17 protein-coding genes and 1 tRNA gene are annotated in these 16,256 nt (G+C 64.4%); 8 read left to right on the plus strand and 10 right to left on the minus strand.

Features of this window, described 5'->3' with window-relative positions; translation table 11 throughout:
* The first annotated feature begins 70 nt into the window (after positions 1-70).
* Positions 71-1,573, plus strand: coding sequence for a malate:quinone oxidoreductase (locus DVO78_RS03195; protein WP_120003373.1), 1,503 nt, complete (start codon positions 71-73; stop codon positions 1,571-1,573).
* 198 nt (positions 1,574-1,771) lie between these two features.
* Here DVO78_RS03195 and DVO78_RS18125 read toward each other — a convergent pair whose 3' ends face one another.
* Positions 1,772-1,906, minus strand: coding sequence for a hypothetical protein (locus tag DVO78_RS18125; RefSeq protein WP_274380730.1), 135 nt, complete (start codon positions 1,904-1,906; stop codon positions 1,772-1,774).
* A gap of 88 nt (positions 1,907-1,994) precedes the next feature.
* On the opposite strand from DVO78_RS18125, the gene DVO78_RS03205 reads away from it, so the two are divergent.
* The 5 genes from DVO78_RS03205 to DVO78_RS03225 are packed head-to-tail and all read left to right on the plus strand — an operon-like array spanning position 1,995 to position 7,053.
* Positions 1,995-3,383 (plus strand): hemolysin family protein, encoded by a 1,389-nt coding sequence (locus tag DVO78_RS03205; RefSeq protein ID WP_120003375.1) that lies wholly within the window; start codon positions 1,995-1,997, stop codon positions 3,381-3,383.
* Complete coding sequence (locus DVO78_RS03210) at positions 3,380-4,453, plus strand: hemolysin family protein (RefSeq protein WP_120003376.1); 1,074 nt, start codon at positions 3,380-3,382, stop codon at positions 4,451-4,453. The genes DVO78_RS03205 and DVO78_RS03210 overlap by 4 nt, the downstream gene beginning before the upstream one ends.
* A gap of 38 nt (positions 4,454-4,491) precedes the next feature.
* On the plus strand, positions 4,492-5,397 hold the full coding sequence (locus DVO78_RS03215; protein ID WP_120003377.1) for a metal ABC transporter solute-binding protein, Zn/Mn family: 906 nt from the start codon (positions 4,492-4,494) through the stop codon (positions 5,395-5,397).
* Positions 5,394-6,182 (plus strand): metal ABC transporter ATP-binding protein, encoded by a 789-nt coding sequence (locus DVO78_RS03220; RefSeq protein WP_238385117.1) that lies wholly within the window; start codon positions 5,394-5,396, stop codon positions 6,180-6,182. Before DVO78_RS03215 ends, DVO78_RS03220 begins: the two co-directional genes overlap by 4 nt.
* Positions 6,154-7,053: a metal ABC transporter permease gene (locus DVO78_RS03225; protein WP_238385118.1), complete on the plus strand. Its 900-nt coding sequence runs from the start codon at positions 6,154-6,156 to the stop codon at positions 7,051-7,053. The genes DVO78_RS03220 and DVO78_RS03225 overlap by 29 nt, the downstream gene beginning before the upstream one ends.
* Here DVO78_RS03225 and DVO78_RS03230 read toward each other — a convergent pair.
* Positions 6,999-7,736, minus strand: a complete 738-nt coding sequence (locus DVO78_RS03230) for an alpha/beta hydrolase (RefSeq protein WP_157983838.1) — start codon at positions 7,734-7,736, stop codon at positions 6,999-7,001. The two genes, DVO78_RS03225 and DVO78_RS03230, sit on opposite strands and share 55 nt — an antisense overlap.
* Before the next feature lie 26 nt (positions 7,737-7,762).
* Complete coding sequence (locus DVO78_RS03235) at positions 7,763-8,179, minus strand: Fur family transcriptional regulator (RefSeq protein ID WP_120003379.1); 417 nt, start codon at positions 8,177-8,179, stop codon at positions 7,763-7,765.
* Between the two features lie 35 nt (positions 8,180-8,214).
* Here DVO78_RS03235 and DVO78_RS03240 point away from each other — a divergent pair, with 35 nt between their 5' ends.
* Positions 8,215-8,649, plus strand: coding sequence for an HIT family protein (locus DVO78_RS03240; RefSeq protein ID WP_120003380.1), 435 nt, complete (start codon positions 8,215-8,217; stop codon positions 8,647-8,649).
* A gap of 61 nt (positions 8,650-8,710) precedes the next feature.
* Here the strand turns inward: DVO78_RS03240 and DVO78_RS03245 are convergent, their stop codons facing one another.
* From DVO78_RS03245 to DVO78_RS03265, 5 genes are read right to left on the minus strand one after another with little or no spacing between them, the layout of a single operon-like run.
* Positions 8,711-8,980, minus strand: a complete 270-nt coding sequence (locus tag DVO78_RS03245; protein ID WP_120003381.1) for a ribbon-helix-helix domain-containing protein — start codon at positions 8,978-8,980, stop codon at positions 8,711-8,713.
* Positions 8,981-8,985: 5 nt separating this feature from the next.
* Positions 8,986-9,237: a hypothetical protein gene (locus DVO78_RS03250; RefSeq protein ID WP_202912075.1), complete on the minus strand. Its 252-nt coding sequence runs from the start codon at positions 9,235-9,237 to the stop codon at positions 8,986-8,988.
* 37 nt (positions 9,238-9,274) lie between these two features.
* Positions 9,275-9,889, minus strand: coding sequence for a DNA-3-methyladenine glycosylase I (locus DVO78_RS03255; RefSeq protein WP_238385119.1), 615 nt, complete (start codon positions 9,887-9,889; stop codon positions 9,275-9,277).
* Between the two features lie 10 nt (positions 9,890-9,899).
* Positions 9,900-13,790, minus strand: a complete 3,891-nt coding sequence (hrpA, locus tag DVO78_RS03260) for an ATP-dependent RNA helicase HrpA (RefSeq protein ID WP_120003383.1) — start codon at positions 13,788-13,790, stop codon at positions 9,900-9,902.
* 33 nt (positions 13,791-13,823) lie between these two features.
* Positions 13,824-14,186 (minus strand): hypothetical protein, encoded by a 363-nt coding sequence (locus DVO78_RS03265; RefSeq protein WP_120003384.1) that lies wholly within the window; start codon positions 14,184-14,186, stop codon positions 13,824-13,826.
* Positions 14,187-14,353: 167 nt separating this feature from the next.
* Between DVO78_RS03265 and DVO78_RS03270 the strand changes: the two genes are divergently transcribed.
* Positions 14,354-14,437: transfer RNA gene (locus tag DVO78_RS03270), tRNA-Leu, on the plus strand.
* Positions 14,438-14,532: 95 nt separating this feature from the next.
* Here the strand turns inward: DVO78_RS03270 and DVO78_RS18310 are convergent.
* Both DVO78_RS18310 and DVO78_RS03280 read right to left on the minus strand, forming a co-directional pair.
* Positions 14,533-15,066, minus strand: coding sequence for a GNAT family N-acetyltransferase (locus tag DVO78_RS18310; RefSeq protein WP_202912076.1), 534 nt, complete (start codon positions 15,064-15,066; stop codon positions 14,533-14,535).
* A gap of 34 nt (positions 15,067-15,100) precedes the next feature.
* On the minus strand, positions 15,101-16,256 hold a 1,156-nt coding region (locus DVO78_RS03280; protein WP_238385120.1), incomplete at its 5' end, for a DUF459 domain-containing protein.

Raw genomic sequence — 16,256 nt, forward strand, 5'->3', positions numbered from 1 at the left:
CATTGGACGGAACGTTCTGTTGTGCGCGACGGTGGGATCACCAGATGCGGCTTCTAGAAAGGGCAACACCATGAGCAAGCGGTGGCGAACAGCAGGAGAGTTCGAGGAGGCCGACATCGTCCTTATCGGCGGTGGGATCATGTCGGCGACTCTCGGAGCGATGATCACGTTTCTCCAGCCGGACTGGCGCATCGTCCTGGTGGAGAAATCGGACTCACTCGCGACTGAGAGCAGCGATCCGTGGAACAACGCCGGAACCGGTCACTCTGGGCTGAGCGAGCTGAACTACATGCCTGACCCAACCGACGGGAGAAAACCCGTCGAGATCGCCCGACAATTCCACATCACCAGACAATGGTGGGCATACCTGGCAGATTCCGGCCTGCTGGATCCACGCGCGTACATCCGCACCAGCCCGCATATGGACGTGGTGTTCGACCGGCGGGGCGTGGACTATCTGCGGCAGCGTTATCAGACGCTCATCACCGATCCGTTCTTTGCCGGACTGGAATACTCCGAGGATCCGGCGAGGATCGCCACCTGGGCACCTCTGATCATGGAGGGCAGAGGCGACGATGGGCCGATCGCCGCGACTCGTCACCGGCATGGCACTGACGTTGATTTCGGCGCGTTGACCCGTGCCCTCACGAGCATCATCACCGACCGGGGCGGGACGGTACTGCTCGGTCACGACGTGAGTTCACTGCGTCAGCAACCGGATGGCCGCTGGCTCGTATCGGGCCGGAGCGGTGCCAGCCGTGGGCGGTTCGCGATCCGGGGACGGCGCGTCTTCGTCGGCGCCGGCGGATTTGCCCTGCGACTGCTCCAGCGCGCGTCTCTACCCGAGGTCCGTGGATATGCAGTGCTGCCTGTCGGTGCCGCGTTCTACCGGTGTTCAGACCCGGAGGTCGCCTCCCGGCACGATGCAAAGGTCTACGGCCAGGCAGCGATAGGTGCCCCTCCGATGTCAGTCCCGCATCTGGACAAGCGAATCGTTGACGGCCAAAGCCATCTGCTATTCGGCCCATACGCGACGTTCAGCACGAAACTCCTCAAGCATGGCAAGCTCACTGACTTCTTCACGACCCTGCGGTGGCGCAATCTTCACGTCATCGCAGCCGCCGGTCTGCAGAACCTGCCACTGGTTCGCTACCTGATCAAAGAGCTTGCCGCCGGCCCGAAGAAGCAATTCGCCCAGCTGCAACGGTTCTACCCTGAGGCTGCGTTCGAGCAGTGGGAGCTGATCGTCGCCGGCCAACGCGCGCAACTGGTCACACCCGACAAGGAGAACATCGGCGTCCTGCGCCAAGGAACGGAAGTGGTCACCAGCGCGGACCATTCCATCTCCGGGCTCCTTGGCGCCTCGCCCGGGGCCTCGACCGCCGTTCCGATCATGCTCAATCTCCTCAGACAGTGCTTTCCCGATCAATGGCAGAGGAGCTGGAAGAACACTATCGTCACTGCGGTCCCAGGATTCGAGAAGACCACGTGGGACGCCGACGACGTCAGCGAAAGCCTCGAGAGGACCGCCAACGCGCTCCATCTCACACATACCCCAGAGAGGCACCGATGAGTCCAGATGCTCACCGAGCACGGCCAAGGCCTATGCCCATGATGTGGATGACGGGTACCCGCTCCCGACGCTGTTCGCCGGGCTCGAAGGCGAGGGCGGCAGGGATCTTCCGTCGCCTGCCTGCGGGTTTTGGGCCTGGACATGCCGGCGTTGTGAGTGGGGGCGGAGATCACCTTCACTGACCGCAGTGCTGATGTCCTACCTCGAACCGGATCCCTCGATGACCTGGGACATTGACCGGGTGGTCGCCAGCTTGACCGGGCCCTGCCGATGAGGAGACTTCATCTGAGTCTCCTGGGTCAGTTCCAGTGCTGGGGCCCTTTGCGCTAACATGTGAATCCTTATGGAGTATCGACAACCCGGCTCGCGCTGGTTTCTTCGCTCAGTTCCCATCGGCTCCCACTGGGGGTGCATCCGCTAAGTGGAGTGGATCCTCCTTGGCATTGGCTTGCTGCTGATCCTCGGCAACGGGTTCTTCGTCGCCGTCGAATTCGCTCTGGTGGCTCTCGACCAGCCGACTGTTCAACACGCCGTCGACAACGGCGACAAGCGCGCAGAGCCACTGATGAAATGCTTGAAATCGTTGTCCACCCAGCTCTCCAGCTGTCAGCTGGGCATCACCCTGAACACCCTGCTGATCGGCTATGTCGTCGAACCGGCGCTGGGCACGCTGCTCCAACCGGTCCTGGTGGGCTTCGGCCTTCCCGCAGCGGCCGTCTCTGGTCTCTCGCTGTTCGTCGCCATGCTGGTGGCCACACTGGTCACCATGCTCATCGGTGAGCTGGTGCCCAAGAACCTGGCGGTGGCGGAGTCTTTCCGCATCGGCCGGGCCCTGGCGCGGCCCCAGCTGGTCTTCACCGCCATCTTCAAACCACTGATCATCGTGCTCAACGGGTTTTCCAACAAGGTGCTCAACCGCTTCGGCCTGGAGGTCAAGGAAGAGCTCTCAGGCGCCCGCACCCCGGAGGAGCTCTCGGCCATGGTGCGCCGTTCGGCCAGCCTGGGCACCCTGGATGAGCAGGCGGCGACCTTCCTGGACCGCACCCTGCGCTTCTCCGAACAGACAGCCGCCGATGTGATGGCCCCGCGGCCGCGAATGGTCACCGTGGAGGCGGAGGCTTCTCTGGAGGAGCTGATCGACACAGCCCGGCGCACCGGCTATTCACGCTTCCCGGTACTGGGCGAGGGTGGAATCGACGAAGTCCGTGGCGTGGTCCACGTGAAGAAGGCCGTGGCCGTTCCCCGCGGAAAGCGCGCCCCGCTGGTGGCCGCCACCCTGATGAGTGACATCGCCCGGGTGCCGGAGACGATTCATCTGGACGCCCTGCTGGCCGAGCTGCGCCAGGCGCCGCTGCAGATCGCGCTGGTGGAGGACGAATACGGCGGCACCGCCGGGGTGGTCACCCTGGAGGACCTGGTGGAGGAGATCGTCGGTGAGGTCGCCGACGAGCACGATGCCCTGACCCCAGGAGTGCTGCAGTCGGCGACCGGGGACTGGTACTTCTCCGGGCTCATGCGCCCCGACGAGATCAACGCGCAGATTCTGGAGCTGGAGATCCCCGAAGACTCTGCCTACGAGACCGTGGCCGGCTACATCCTCCATGAGCTCGGCCGGGTCGCGGCCCTGGGAGATGAGCTGGAGTTCGGCTCCGGGCGCCTGGCCGTGGCGGGCATCGACGGCCGCAGGATCGACCGGGTCAGGTTCACCCCGGACCCGGAGGCCCGCCGTGCGGTCCTGGAGGCACACGCCGAACGTGTCCAACGGTTGGCCACAGAGCGCGCCGAGCGTCAGAAGACAGGTGGACGATGACCTCAGATCTCTTCGGACTGTTCTGGCTGGTGGTCCTGCTGGCAGGCAATGCCTTCTTCGTGGCCGGTGAGTTCGCGGTGCTCTCCGCCCGGCGCAGTCAAATTGAGCCGAAGGCCGACGCCGGCTCCAAGCGGGCCAAGACCGCGCTCTACGCCATGGAGCATGTCAGCCAGATGCTGGCCATCGCTCAGCTGGGCATCACCGTCTGCTCACTGCTGCTGCTGCTGGTGGCAGAGCCTGCCATCCACCACCTGCTCGCGGTGCCCTTCGAGGCGATGGGGATCCCTGCCGCGGCCAGCTCTGTGGTTAGCCTGGTCATCGCCCTGCTGCTGGTCAGCTTCCTGCATGTGACCTTCGGCGAGATGGTGCCCAAGAACTTCGCCGTCTCAGTGGCCGACCGCGCCGTGCTGCTGCTGGCTCCGCCGCTGGTGCTGCTCTACAAGATCTCAATGCCGATCATCTGGCTGCTGAACACCTTCGCCAACCTGGTGCTCCGAGCCTTCAAGGTCACACCCCGTGATGAGGTCATCTCCACCTTCACCCTGGAGGAGCTGGAGACCATTGTGGCCGAGTCCAAGCGCGGAGGCACCGTCAGCGATGAGGCAGGCATCATCGCCGGAGCCCTGGAGTTCACCGATCATGTCGCCGAGGACAACATGGTCCCTGTCCAGGAGCTGGTCACGGTGCCTGAGGACGTGACTCCCAAGCAGGTGGAGAAGGCCGTCGGCCGCACTGGGTTCTCCCGTTTCGTGGTCGAATCGGAGTCGAACGGCTACACCGGCTACCTCCACCTGAAAGACGTGATGGCACTGCCTGCCTCCTCGGTGGAGTCGCCGATCCCGGTCACCGCGGTCCGCTCGCTGGGCAATATGCGCCTGCGCGATGAGCTCGAGGACTGCCTGGCCTCCATGCAGGTCTCCGGCTCGCACCTGGCCCGGGTCATCGACGACGCCGGAGCCACCGTGGGGATCCTCTTCCTGGAGGACGTGCTCGAGGTCCTGGTCGGTGAGATCCACGACATCACCCAGGCCAGAGACAGCCGGCGTCAGCATTCGGTGGACAACACCTGATTTTGAGAATAGTTTGCAACAACTGTACTCTGGTGCCCATGCAAAGACACCTGTGGGCTGCTGCGGCATGTGCGAGCGTCGTCGTGCTCACTGCCTGCGGAAACGGGGATGACCAGACAGAATCCGGTGAGACCGGTCTGCGGGTGGTCACCTCCATCGATGTCTACGCCGACCTGGTGCAGGGCATCGCCGGGGACACCGTGGAGGTCGAGCCGTTGGTGGCGTCCACCGCGGTCGACCCGCATTCCTATGAGGCCACCGCCCAGGACCGGCTCAAGGTGGAGAACGCCGATGTGATCATCGCCAACGGCGGCGGCTATGACGCATTCATCACCCTGCTGGCCTCATCAGCCGACAAAGAGGACCAGGTCTATCAGCTCATCGACGGGGAGAACCATCACTCCCATGAGTTCGACGGGACCTGGGAGAACGAGCACATCTGGTATGACCTGGACCGGATGAGCGAGTTCGTGATGGACTTCGCCGAGCATCTGGGGGAGACCGCCCCGGAGAACGCACAGCACTACGCGGACAACGCCGCAGCCCTGGCGGAGGAGATTGACGAGCTGGCCCGGCGCAACCGCGCCCTCGAGGCAGAGGGCATGGGGTACGTGGCCACCGAGGCGGTCAGCGGTTTTCTGCTCGATGACGCCGGCTTGGAGAATCAGACTCCGCTGGAGTTCCTCAATGCCGTGGAACACGGCGACGACGTCGCTCCGCGGCTCTACTCCGATGCCCTGGACCTGGCCGAGGAGGTCGATCTGCTCTCCTACAATTCGCAGACCGAGACTCAGCAGTCGGCGCGGATCCGCGAGGCTGCCGAACAGTCAGGAGCCGTGGTGGTGGAGTTCACTGAGACGATCCCCGACGACGCCGAGGGCTTCCTGGACTGGATGAGTGCCAATATCGACACCGTTGAGGATGCCCTGGGAGAGGTCCCTTGACCGGCCCCGCGCTGCGGCTTCACGAGGCCGCCGTCCAATTCGGTGCACGCACGCTGTGGTCACAGGTCAGCTTCGCCCTGCAGCAAGGTGAGTTCCTCGCGGTGCTGGGGCCCAACGGGGCGGGAAAGTCGACCTTCCTGAAGGTGCTGCTTGGCCTGCAGCGGCTCAGCTCGGGTACTGCAGAGGTGCTGGACCGGCCGGTGCGGCGGGGTTCGGCGGAGGTCGGGTACATCCCGCAGCACCATCAGCTGGAGCCGGAGACCCCGCTGCGGGCCAAGGACGTGGTCGGCCTGGGCCTGGAGGGGCACAAATACGGGATTCCATGGGCCAGCAGGAAGGCGCGGGCCCGTGTTGATGAGCTGATCGAGCAGGTCGGCGCCGCCGACTACGCCCACCGTCCTGTGGGCCTGCTCTCCGGCGGGGAGCAGCAGCGGCTGCGGGCAGCACAGGCGCTGGCGGGTGATCCCGCACTGTTGCTCTGCGACGAGCCGCTGCACTCCCTGGACCTCCACCACCAGCGGGCCATCACCGAGCTGATCCACGCCCAGTCGGTCCACCACGGCTCAGCCGTGGTGTTCGTGACCCACGAGATCAACCCGGTGGTCAGACATGTGGACCGTGTGCTCTATTTCGCCCGCGGGGGTCACCGGATCGGCACTGTGGCCGAGGTGATGCGCTCCGAGGTGCTCTCTGAGCTCTACCAGTCCCCGGTGGAGGTCATCGAGCACAAGGGCCGTCTTGTGGTGATGAGCGAGCATGCCGAAGGAGACCACCACCATGCTTGAGCAGATCACCTCCAGCTTCACCACCGATGGCTACTGGGACCTGTTCTGGCTGGTCCGGAACTCGGTGATCACCGCAGCTGTGCTCGGCCTGATGGGCGGGATCATCGGCATCTTCATCATGCTGCGGCGGTCAGGACTGGTGGTCCACGGCATCGCCGAGATCTCCTTCGCCGGAGCGGCCCTGTTCCTGCTGGCCGGACTCGATGTGGTGGCCGGCTCAGCCCTTGGGGCGGTGGCCGCCGCCCTGCTGATCGGCGTGCTGTCACTGCGGGACAAGGACACCTCGTCAGTGACCGCCGTGCTCATGCCCTTCGGCCTGGGCCTGGGAATCCTCTTCCTCCACCTCTACCAGGGGCGCTCAGCCAACCGTTTCGGACTGCTGACCGGACAGATCGTGGGGGTGGATGACCTCCAGACCCGCACTCTGGTCACCGGTGCGGTGCTGATCTCGGCAGTTCTGATCCTCATCTGGCGCCCGCTGATGTTCGCCTCGGTGGACCCCCAGCTGGCCGCTGCCCGCGGGGTCCGCACCAATCTGCTGACCATTGTCTTCATGGTCCTGCTCGGCGGCGCGGTGGCCATGAGCGTCCAGGTGGTGGGTGCGCTGCTGGTGCTGGCTCTGCTGGTGGTCCCCGCCGCGGCAGCGCTGAAGGTCGCCCGGAGGCCTGCGGCGGTGGTGCTGCTCTCCAGCGTCTTCGCGGTGACCGCGGCCGTCGGGGGCATTATGATCGCCATCGCGGGCACAGTGCCGATCAGCCCCTACATCACCACCATCAGCTTCCTGATCTACGTGGTGTGCCTGCTGGTGGGCCGCCGTCAGCGCGCGCGGATGAACTCCACCACCCGCCGGTTGACCAGCTCGGCGTCGTAGTCCAGCGTGGCCACGTGCCGGCTGCGCCGCAGGATCACCTCCTGGGTCTGCGGGACTGTGCGCTTGAGCAGGGTGGCCGAGGACGATCCCACCACTGCGTCGATGGGAGAGCGCAGCATCAGCACCGGGGTGCCCTGCTGTGCCAGCCTCGGCAGCACCGCCCGGGCATGCCTGAAGACCCGGTCCAGCTGCACCACCGCTCGCACAGGTGTCACCGCGTAGGCCTCCTCGGTGACACCGGGGGTGGCGATATCGCCGGCGATCGAGTCGATGGTGGGCCGGATCCTGTGGAGCCCCCGAGCCAGCAGACCAGTGCCAGCTTTGAGCCTCAGGCCGGGGTTGATGACGACGGCGCCCGGACAGCGGTGTTCTGCCGCGGCCCACAGTGCCAGTGCGCCTCCCATCGACAGGCCCACCGGCACAATCGTGTCGCAGCGCTCAGCCAGGCTCTCATAGGCGGCGGTGACGGTCTCGAAGATCTGCTCAGCGGGTGTGGCTGCCAGGTCTTCCCACCGGGTGCCGTGTCCGGGCAGCAGCGGCAGCTCTACCTCGAAGCCGGCTGCTGTGACGGCATCGGCCACCGGTTGCATGGAGGCGGTGGTGGAGGTGAACCCGTGCAGGACGAGCGCGCCTGTGCCGGTCCCGGCGGCGTGACCGCGGCCTTCACGACCTGAAGTCGGCACATCACTTTGTGTGCGCCTCATATGCGCTACTTCGTGCTGCACGTCTTGCAGAGTCCGAAGATCTCCAGGGTGTGCCGGACATCGGTGAACCCGTTGTCTGCGGCAAGCGTGCTGGCCCAGGACTCCATCTCGGGGGCTTCGAACTCCACGGCGAGCCCGCAGCTGCGGCAGACCAGGTGGTGGTGGTGCTCCTCGGCGGCACAGAGCCGGAAGATGGCCTCCCCGTCGTCGGGGCGCAGCACATCCAGCAGCCCTTCCTCCTGGTGGGACTGCAGCACCCTGTAGACGGTGGCCAGTGAGACCCGCTCCCCGCGGTCGCTGAGAATCCGGTGCAGATCCTGGGCGGAGACGAAGTCCTCCAGCTCGCTGAGGGCGGCCCACACAGCACGCTTCTGGCGGGTGGAACGGCCCTTCGACGGGGTGGAGGAGGTGCTTGTACTCATGGTGCGATAAGGGTAGCAGGGCGTAGGCTTAATGCATGGCGACAGTCTTCAGCAAAGTGATCAGCGGGGAGTTCCCCGGCCGTTTCGTATGGCAGGACGAGGTCTGCGTGGGCTTCCTCTCCATCGCCCCGCTGGCCTACGGACACACATTGGTGGTGCCCCGGGTCGAGGTGGATAAGTGGACCGAGGCCGAGCCGGAGCTGGTGGCGCATCTGAGTCAGGTGGCGCACCGCATCGGCAAGGCCCAGGTGGAGGCCTTCGGCTCCGCCCGGGCCGGACTGGCGATCGCCGGCTATGAGGTCCCGCATCTGCATCTGCACGTCTGGCCCTCGAACTCTTTGGCCGATCACGACTTTTCCCAGGTCATCACCGATCCTGAGGATGCGGCCATGGATGAGGCCGCGGAGAAGCTCCGGGTCGCACTGCGCCTGATGGGCGATGCCGAGCATGTCCCCGCAGAAGAGGACTGATGGATGGGCGAGGGCGCGCTGCTCACCGCGCCATCGACGAGCGTCTGGTCAACGATTCCGGCTAAGCGGCGAGATAGTCCCGCAGCGCCTCGCGCACGAGATCGCTGCGCTGCTGGCCTGTCTCAGATACGCGGTTCTGCAAAGCCTGCGCCAGTTCAGGATCCAGTCGGACAGGCAGAACGGTGGAAGGGCCCTCACCCAGGGCTGGGCGTCCCCGGCCACGTTTTGCCTGGAGCTTGTCCACGTCGTAGCCGCCCTCGGCTTCGGCGGCGAAGTCGTCAACCATCTCCTCGGTAAGGGGCTGGCCGTTGGCCAGACGGTACTTAGTCATAGCAATCATCTCCTCTCCAGGAGCGGATAGTACTTCGATCTGCATTTCATGGCGTGGATGACCAGGTAGGTGCCGTCGTCCAGGATCAAAGCAGCGATCTCTAGAAGTTGGCCTTGAGGATCCCAGCCCAGCAGAAGACGCTTGGGAGGATCCTCCTCTTCCTCAATATCAACGACTGCGTTTTCAGCTGCATAGATTATTGCTTCAATGGCACAACCATGTTTGGTTGCAGAACGTCGGTGAACCCGGATGCTCACATCAATAGTGTATACGAAATTTGACCCGTGTGTCTGGTCAGGAGCGGGAGAACTCTGCCCGAGCCTGGTCTACCGCGGACCGGATGAAGCAGCCGTGGACGTGGTCGTTGATCAGGCCCATTGCCTGCATGAACGCGAACACGGTGGTGGGGCCGACGAACCTCCAGCCGCGCTTCTTCAGCTCCTTGGACATGGCCACCGACTCCGCTGAGGTGGAGACGGTCTGCGGCTCGGCGGTCTCGGCGGCCACGGTCTCGTAGGACCAGGCGAAGGCGGCCAAGGATCCTTCGCGCTCAATGAGCTCCTCTGCCCGGCGGGCATTGTTGATGACCGCCTCGATCTTGCCGCGATGCCGCACGATGCCGGCGTCTTGGAGGAGCCCGGAGACGTTGTCGTCGGTGAACCGGGCGACCTGCGCGATGTCGAAGCCGTGGAAAGCCTCACGGAAGTTCTGCCGTTTGGCCAGGATGGTGCGCCAGCTCAGACCGGATTGGAAGCTCTCCAGGCACAGCTTCTCAAAGAGCCGCTGGTCGGTGCCGACCGGGAATCCCCACTCGGTGTCGTGGTAGTTCAGGAACTCTGGGGCACCGGCACTCCAGGGACACCGGGGGAGACCGTCGGGGGCGAAGCTGATCGCTGCTGGCATACCCATTGCCGTAAGTCTACTTTCCGGACTGCTTGATGGCGCGGCGGACGCGTTTGGCGCTCACCGTTTGGGCGGTGCCCAGCTGCTGGGCGAAGAGATTGACCCGCAGCTCCTCGATCATCCACTTCACCTCAGCCAGACCGGCAGGGACCGGAAGCTGTTCCGGAACTGAGTCCACCGCGGCGTCGTACTCATCCTCCAGCTGTTGGACCTGCTGCATATCCGTGGTGTCCTTGGCCACCGACTCCCCAGCCTCCAGCCGGTCCAGCCGGATGCGCATGGCCGTGAGGTACCGCGGCAGGTGCTGAGCCTGGGTGTAGCCGGCGGCGGTGATGAACCCCGGGTAGACCAGCTGATCGATCTGGGCCTGCATATCGGAGACCGCGGCCGCCAGCGTCACCGACTTCACCGCGCTCAGCCGTGTACGCAGCTCGGTGTTGGCGGTGAGCACCTGGGCGAGCACATCGGTCAGCCTCAGCACGGTGTCGATCAGCTCAGCACGGGCGTGCCGGGAGATCCGTTCAAACTCCGCGGCCGTGAAGGGCAGCTGCTCAGGCACCAGGTGGTCCAGTGCCGCAGTAGTGGCCTCTGCGACCACCTGCTCGATGCTGGTGGCAGCGTCCTTGGCGAACTGCCCGAAGGCCAGGCGCTCCCGGTTGCTCAGGTGATCCACCACATACCGCTGCGGGGAGGGCAGCACAGACGCGAGGAGCACGACGACGCCGCGGCGGTGAGTCCGTGCCTGGTCCTGCGGGGACTGGGTGATGGTGAGCCGGACGCCGTCATCGTCCTGGGTCAGCGCCGGGTATCCGGTGATTTCCTGGCCGGCCACACTGCTGGAGACCCGCTGATCGATGTTCCCGAAGCTCCAGGAGGTCTGGTTCCGGGCCGAGGTGTCGATGTCACCGGACTGCGGCTGCGCCACCTGTTCGGTGGCCCGTGGTGACGACACTTTGGCCTGTGACGGGCAGGATTCATCGTCATGGCGGGCCACCGTATGGGCAGTGTGACTGACCGAGCGGCTGATCGCCTCGCGGTTCTCGCCGCTGAACCTGACCTGCAGCTGACCCAGGTCGAAGCCGGAGTCCAGCACCCGGCCCCGGTCGGAGACCACGGCGAAGGTGAAGCGCAGATGATCCGGCAGCGCCTCCAGATCCAGATCCTCGGGTTCGACCACCACACCCTTGAGCCGTCTGAGCACAGTGGACAGTGCGGGCCTGAACGGGGAGGTCCCGGCGTCGAACTCCTGCTCCAGGAGGTCGCGGGCCTGACCGGCCAGATCGGGGGCGGGCACGAAGTTGCGGCGCAGCTGCTTGGGCATCGACCGGATCAGGGCGGTGATCATCTCGGAGCGCCGGCCAGGGATGAACCATTCGAACCGGTGGGGCTGCAGCTGATTGAGGAACAGCACCGGCACCCGGACAGTGACACCGGCCTCATAGGCGTAAGTGAGCTCCAGCTGGAGGCCGTCATGGTCAATGTGCTCCGGAAAGGCGTCCAGATCCACCTGCTCGGCCTCCGGGGCCATCAGCGTGGACTCCGGCAGGTCCAGAAGCTCGGGGGTCTGGTGACGCTGTTTCTTCCACCAGGCGTCGAAGGCGCGTGCGGAGGTGATGTGCTCCGGAAGCCGCTCGGCGAAGAACTGCACCAGATGGTGGTCTGCGGCACGCAGATCCTTGCGGCGGGTCCGCTCCTCAAGCTCGGCGATCTCCTGGAACCGCGCTCGGTTGCGCTTGTCGAAGTGGTGGCGGGTGTTCCAGTCGCCCTCGATCAGTGCGTGACGGATGAACTCTGCGCGGGCGAACTCCGGGTCAATGGTGGCGTAGAGCACTCTGCGGTCGGCCACGATTGGCACGCCGAAGAGGGTGACCCGTTCGGTGGCGACCACGGCCCCCTGCTTAGAGGACCAGACCGGGTCCGAATGACTGCGTTTGACCAGGTGGGAGCCCAGCTCCTCGGCCCAGGCGGGGTCCACCGCGGCCACAGTGCGGGCCCAGAGCCGGGAGGTCTCCACCAGTTCGGCCGCCATCACCACATCCGGGTTCTTCTTGAAGAGCCCCGAACCGGGGAAGATGGCGAAGCGTGTGCCGCGCGCTCCCTGGTATTCGCGGGTGCGCGGGCTGTAGAGGCCCAGGTGACTGAGCAGCCCCGACAGCAGGGACTTGTGCACCTCATCGTGCTTGCCGACCGGGTCGATGGCATCGCGCACCCTGATACGGCGGGTGGACAGCTTGGCCTGCTGGGCCAGTTCGCCCAGCTGGTGGACCAGATCCTGCCACTCCCGGATGCGCAGCCAGTTCAGGTGTTCGCGGCGGCAGAGTTTGCGGAACTGGCTGGAGGACAGCTCAGTCTGCTGCTCGCTGATGTAGCGCCAGAGGTTCAGCAGGGCGGAGAAATCGGACTTCTCATCGGCGAAGCGGGCATGGAGCTGATCGGCGGCGTCGCGGTGGTCGGTGGGCCGTTCGCGCACGTCCTGGATGGAGAGCCCGGCCACCAGCACCGTGACCTCGGTGAGGCAGCCGCGGCGGGAGGCTTCGACCATCATGCGTGCCAGCCGGGTGTCCACCGGCAGCTGGGCGATCCGGCGGCCGGTGCCGGTGACCCTGCCCGAGCGTTCCAGCGCCCCGAGCTCGGAGAGCAGGCGCACGGCATCGTTGACGGCCTTGGCATCGGGCTTCTGCACGAACGGGAAGTCCAGCAGCTCCTGCGGGGTCCTGGTGATGCCCATCGAGGACATCTGCAGCAGCACTGAGGCTAAGGAGGTGCGCAGGATCTCCGGGTCGGTGAACTCCGGGCGGGCCTCGAAGTCCTCCTGCGCGTAGAGCCGGAGGCAGATGCCGTCAGAGGTGCGGCCGCAGCGTCCGGACCGCTGATTGGCGCTGGCCTGGGAGATCGGCTCGATGGGAAGCCGCTGCACTTTGGTGCGGGTGGAGTAGCGGGAGATCCGTGCGGTGCCGGTGTCGACCACATACTTGATGCCGGGCACGGTCAGCGAGGTTTCGGCCACATTGGTGGCCAGCACTATACGACGCCGCCCGCCCGGTGAGAAGACCCGGCGCTGCTCGGCCAGCGAGAGCCTGCCGAACAGCGGCAGGATCTCGGCACCGGCAAGTCGTCGGTGGCGGCGGACAGTATCGGCCAGCGCCTCGGAGGCATCGCGAATTTCGCGCTCGCCGGGGAAGAAGACCAGGATGTCTCCCTCGGGCTCTTCGGCCAGCTCCGCTACCGCCTGGGAGACGGCGTCGAGGAGGTCGCTGTCGGTCTCCTCCGGGGGCCGGTAGCGGACTTCCACCGGGTAGGTGCGCCCGGAGACCTCGATGATGGGGGCGGGGCCGGATTCTTCGGTGGCGAAGTGCTCGCTGAAGCGCTCGGGATCGATGGTGGCGGAGGTGACGATGATCTTCAGATCCGGCCGTTCGGGGAGAATCCTCTTGAGATAACCCAGGATCACATCGATGTTGAGACTGCGCTCATGGGCTTCGTCGATGATGATGGCGGAGTATCTGCGCAGCTTCGGGTCGCGCTGGATCTCGGCGAGCAGAATGCCGTCAGTCATCAGCTTCACCGAGGTGTCCTGACCGACTTCGGCGGTGAAGCGGACCTGGTAGCCCACGGTGCTGCCGATCTCGGTGCCCAGCTCCTCGGCCAGGCGCTCGGCCACGGTGCGAGCCGCCAGCCGGCGTGGCTGGGTGTGGCCGATCAGTCCCTGGTGGTGTAACCCCAGCTCCAACAGCATCTTGGGCAGCTGGGTGGTCTTGCCGGAGCCGGTCTCACCGGCGACGATCACCACCTGGTGATCCTGCAGCGCCGAAAGGATGGTCTCGCGCTGGCTGCTGACCGGGAGGTGTTCGGGGTAGTTCAGGTCGGCAGGGGAGTAGGCCGAGGTGGTGGAAGTCTCCGTAGGCATGACCTGTTGAGTCTATCGGCCTGCAGACCGGAGTCAGTCCTCGGTGGGGGCCAGTGTCAGCTCCCCGAGCTCCTCGCGGACTTCCTCATTCTCGGGAACCAAGATGTACTCACCGCTTTCCCGTTCGATCTCGAACACGAAGGGACCCTGGTCCTCAGCGTCCTCCACGTCCAGGGTGAGCATGCCTTCTTCCACTGCATAGCTGAACCCTCGGCTGAAGGTGGGTGAGGTGTAGGTAGCGGTACTGACGTTGAAGGTCATCTGGCCGGATTCACCGTTGGTGGAGACCACGCGCCAGGCCTGTGACCGCAGATCAGAGGCTGGGTCTGGAACGCAGCTGGTGAGAAGGCCTGCACAGAGGACAGCGGCGAGCAGGAGAAAGTTCTTAGATCTCATCTCCGAGGTGAGTCTACAGGGACGTGTGCGCAGCAGGACCGACTGGCTCGGGAAGTCGTGATGGTGGATTAGGTTCTCGGTGCGCTTTGGGGGTACGATGACTCTCGCTGTTTTCAGCAGGTTGAGGTCCCAGGGATTCGGTGAAAAACCGGGATAACAGGACCGATGCGCGAGTGGCGGAATTGGTAGACGCGCTGGCTTCAGGTGCCAGTGATCGAAAGGTCGTGGGGGTTCAAGTCCCCCCTCGCGCACGAGTGTTAAAGTGGCCTCTGACCATGAGTTTTATACTCCAGGTCAGCGGCCGCTTTCGTCGAAAGTACTATAAAATGTAGCTCCCTTAAGAGTTTCAGCGACTGGAGTCTCGTAGGTCCAGGACATGAAAGACCTTATCTAGGCGGCGTCCTGCTGTTGGAGCGACGAAGTCCCTGAGGCGACCGTACTCTTTGAATCCCTCGGATAAGTAGAGGTGTTCCGCAGCCAGGTTGTCGCCACGGAAATCCAGTGTGAGTTGTTCGATTCCGACTGTTCGTGCCTGGTCGATAAGGTGGTGCAGTAGACGGCGTCCGAGGCCCGATCCTGCGGATGTAGGCCTGACTGCGAGTTTCTCCAAGTCTGCGTGGGGTCTGTGGGTGGGGCGTTGGTAGCGACGCCAGTAGCCAAACCCTGCAACTTCGAGTTCTTCTTCGGCTATGACAGCACAGGTTTCTCCCACGGGTGCGGCCGCTAGATTCTCGACCATGTCGGCGACTTCGGAAAACGATGGAGGTTCTGTCCAACCTAGCGCTGCTCCTTCTCGGACTAAGTCACCGAGCATCTGAGTCAAGGACACAATGAAAGGCTCAGTAAGGGAAGCAGCGGTCACCATTCGTAGTTCGGCCATGACTGTGAGTATAGGAAGTTCAATGTTGACCCGCTTAAAACTCCGGATGGTTGCCGTCGTGGAGCCAATCAGTCAGTGGGTTGACTACGGTTTCGGCGAGTAGTTGATATCCATTCGCGCTTGGGTGGTATCCGTCGCCGTTGCGGACTTCGTCTCTCCATGAATGGTTAGTCACGGTGGCATGGAAGGTGTCGATGAAGGCGATGTTGTGAGCTTCTGCCGTGGTGCGCAGAAGCTCGTTAAGGTGTTCCAGGCGAGCGTTCTGAGCATTATCGTCTATTGCTGGTGGCCCGACCATGAGCAACGGCAGCGGCGCAAGGGACTGATGGATGTTCACCAGTGCTGTCACTGCCTCATGTGCCTGGACTCGTGACTGCCCGTGTTCCAATACGGTGTCGTTGACTCCGAAGGAGACGACCACTCGTGGCGCATCAACGTCGCTCAACCGGGGTTTGACCTCGGCCAGGATGCGGTGAGAGATCTGCACTGACGTTTCTCTACGAACACCGAGGTTGTATGTGGTGACCCGCATCCCTCGGGAGATTGCCTGTGCGGTGACCCGTCCCACCCATCCGAGTCCGGTGGGATCTCCAGTGCCAGCAACGAAAGAGTCACCGACGAAACACACTCGCACATCCGGTCCTGGAGTTGGTGTGCTTGCCTTCGGTTGTCGCTGGGACCGATCCTCGTGCGACGCTCGCAGCACTTCGTCACAGGAAGAATCTGCTGTGTTCACCGCGGAGTGCTGAACGGATTCTGCCGCTGTGTTCCCAGATGAAGACTGAACCGCATCAGTCGCATCCTTGTTGTGTGGGGAGCCCTCTTCGACTTGTTGGGTATGGATGGGCATGGCGCCGGTGTTGGCTAGAGGTTCTCGGCGGCCTCCGTGTTGGGCTGTGGCGCCTGCGAGGACGACCACAATGATGCCGAGGCATTGGATGACGGTGGGCATCTGAGAGAGCACCACCAGTCCCAGCAGCAGGGCGATGGCTGGCTCTATGGCCATGAGGGTCCCGAAGGCTGGGGTGGTCATTCTCCGCAGTGCGGCAAGCTCGAGTACGAACAGAAGCACGGGGGCCAGAAGCGCAAGGCCAAGGGCGATCGCCACCACGGTCAGGTCGATGTTCCCGGCGGCTTGGGGCACCCCGATGGTGGCGGCGGTGATGGCTGCCACCGGCAGGGTGATGGAG

The sequence above is a fragment of the Nesterenkonia muleiensis genome (genome assembly GCF_003600155.1).
Taxonomy (GTDB): domain Bacteria; phylum Actinomycetota; class Actinomycetes; order Actinomycetales; family Micrococcaceae; genus Nesterenkonia; species Nesterenkonia muleiensis.

Bases quoted from the DNA above. Each gene is read 5' to 3' on its own strand.
- DVO78_RS18125 (WP_274380730.1), bottom strand. From the start codon at position 1,906: ATGTTAGCGCAAAGGGCCCCAGCACTGGAACTGACCCAGGAGACTCAG.
- DVO78_RS03265 (WP_120003384.1), bottom strand. From the start codon at position 14,186: ATGAGATCTAAGAACTTTCTCCTGCTCGCCGCTGTCCTCTGTGCAGGC.
- DVO78_RS03215 (WP_120003377.1), top strand. From the start codon at position 4,492: ATGCAAAGACACCTGTGGGCTGCTGCGGCATGTGCGAGCGTCGTCGTG.
- DVO78_RS18310 (WP_202912076.1), bottom strand. From the start codon at position 15,066: ATGGCCGAACTACGAATGGTGACCGCTGCTTCCCTTACTGAGCCTTTC.
- DVO78_RS03225 (WP_238385118.1), top strand. From the start codon at position 6,154: ATGCCGAAGGAGACCACCACCATGCTTGAGCAGATCACCTCCAGCTTC.
- DVO78_RS03210 (WP_120003376.1), top strand. From the start codon at position 3,380: ATGACCTCAGATCTCTTCGGACTGTTCTGGCTGGTGGTCCTGCTGGCA.
- DVO78_RS03235 (WP_120003379.1), bottom strand. From the start codon at position 8,179: ATGAGTACAAGCACCTCCTCCACCCCGTCGAAGGGCCGTTCCACCCGC.
- DVO78_RS03245 (WP_120003381.1), bottom strand. From the start codon at position 8,980: ATGACTAAGTACCGTCTGGCCAACGGCCAGCCCCTTACCGAGGAGATG.
- DVO78_RS03195 (WP_120003373.1), top strand. From the start codon at position 71: ATGAGCAAGCGGTGGCGAACAGCAGGAGAGTTCGAGGAGGCCGACATC.
- DVO78_RS03240 (WP_120003380.1), top strand. From the start codon at position 8,215: ATGGCGACAGTCTTCAGCAAAGTGATCAGCGGGGAGTTCCCCGGCCGT.
- DVO78_RS03255 (WP_238385119.1), bottom strand. From the start codon at position 9,889: ATGGGTATGCCAGCAGCGATCAGCTTCGCCCCCGACGGTCTCCCCCGG.
- hrpA (WP_120003383.1), bottom strand. From the start codon at position 13,790: ATGCCTACGGAGACTTCCACCACCTCGGCCTACTCCCCTGCCGACCTG.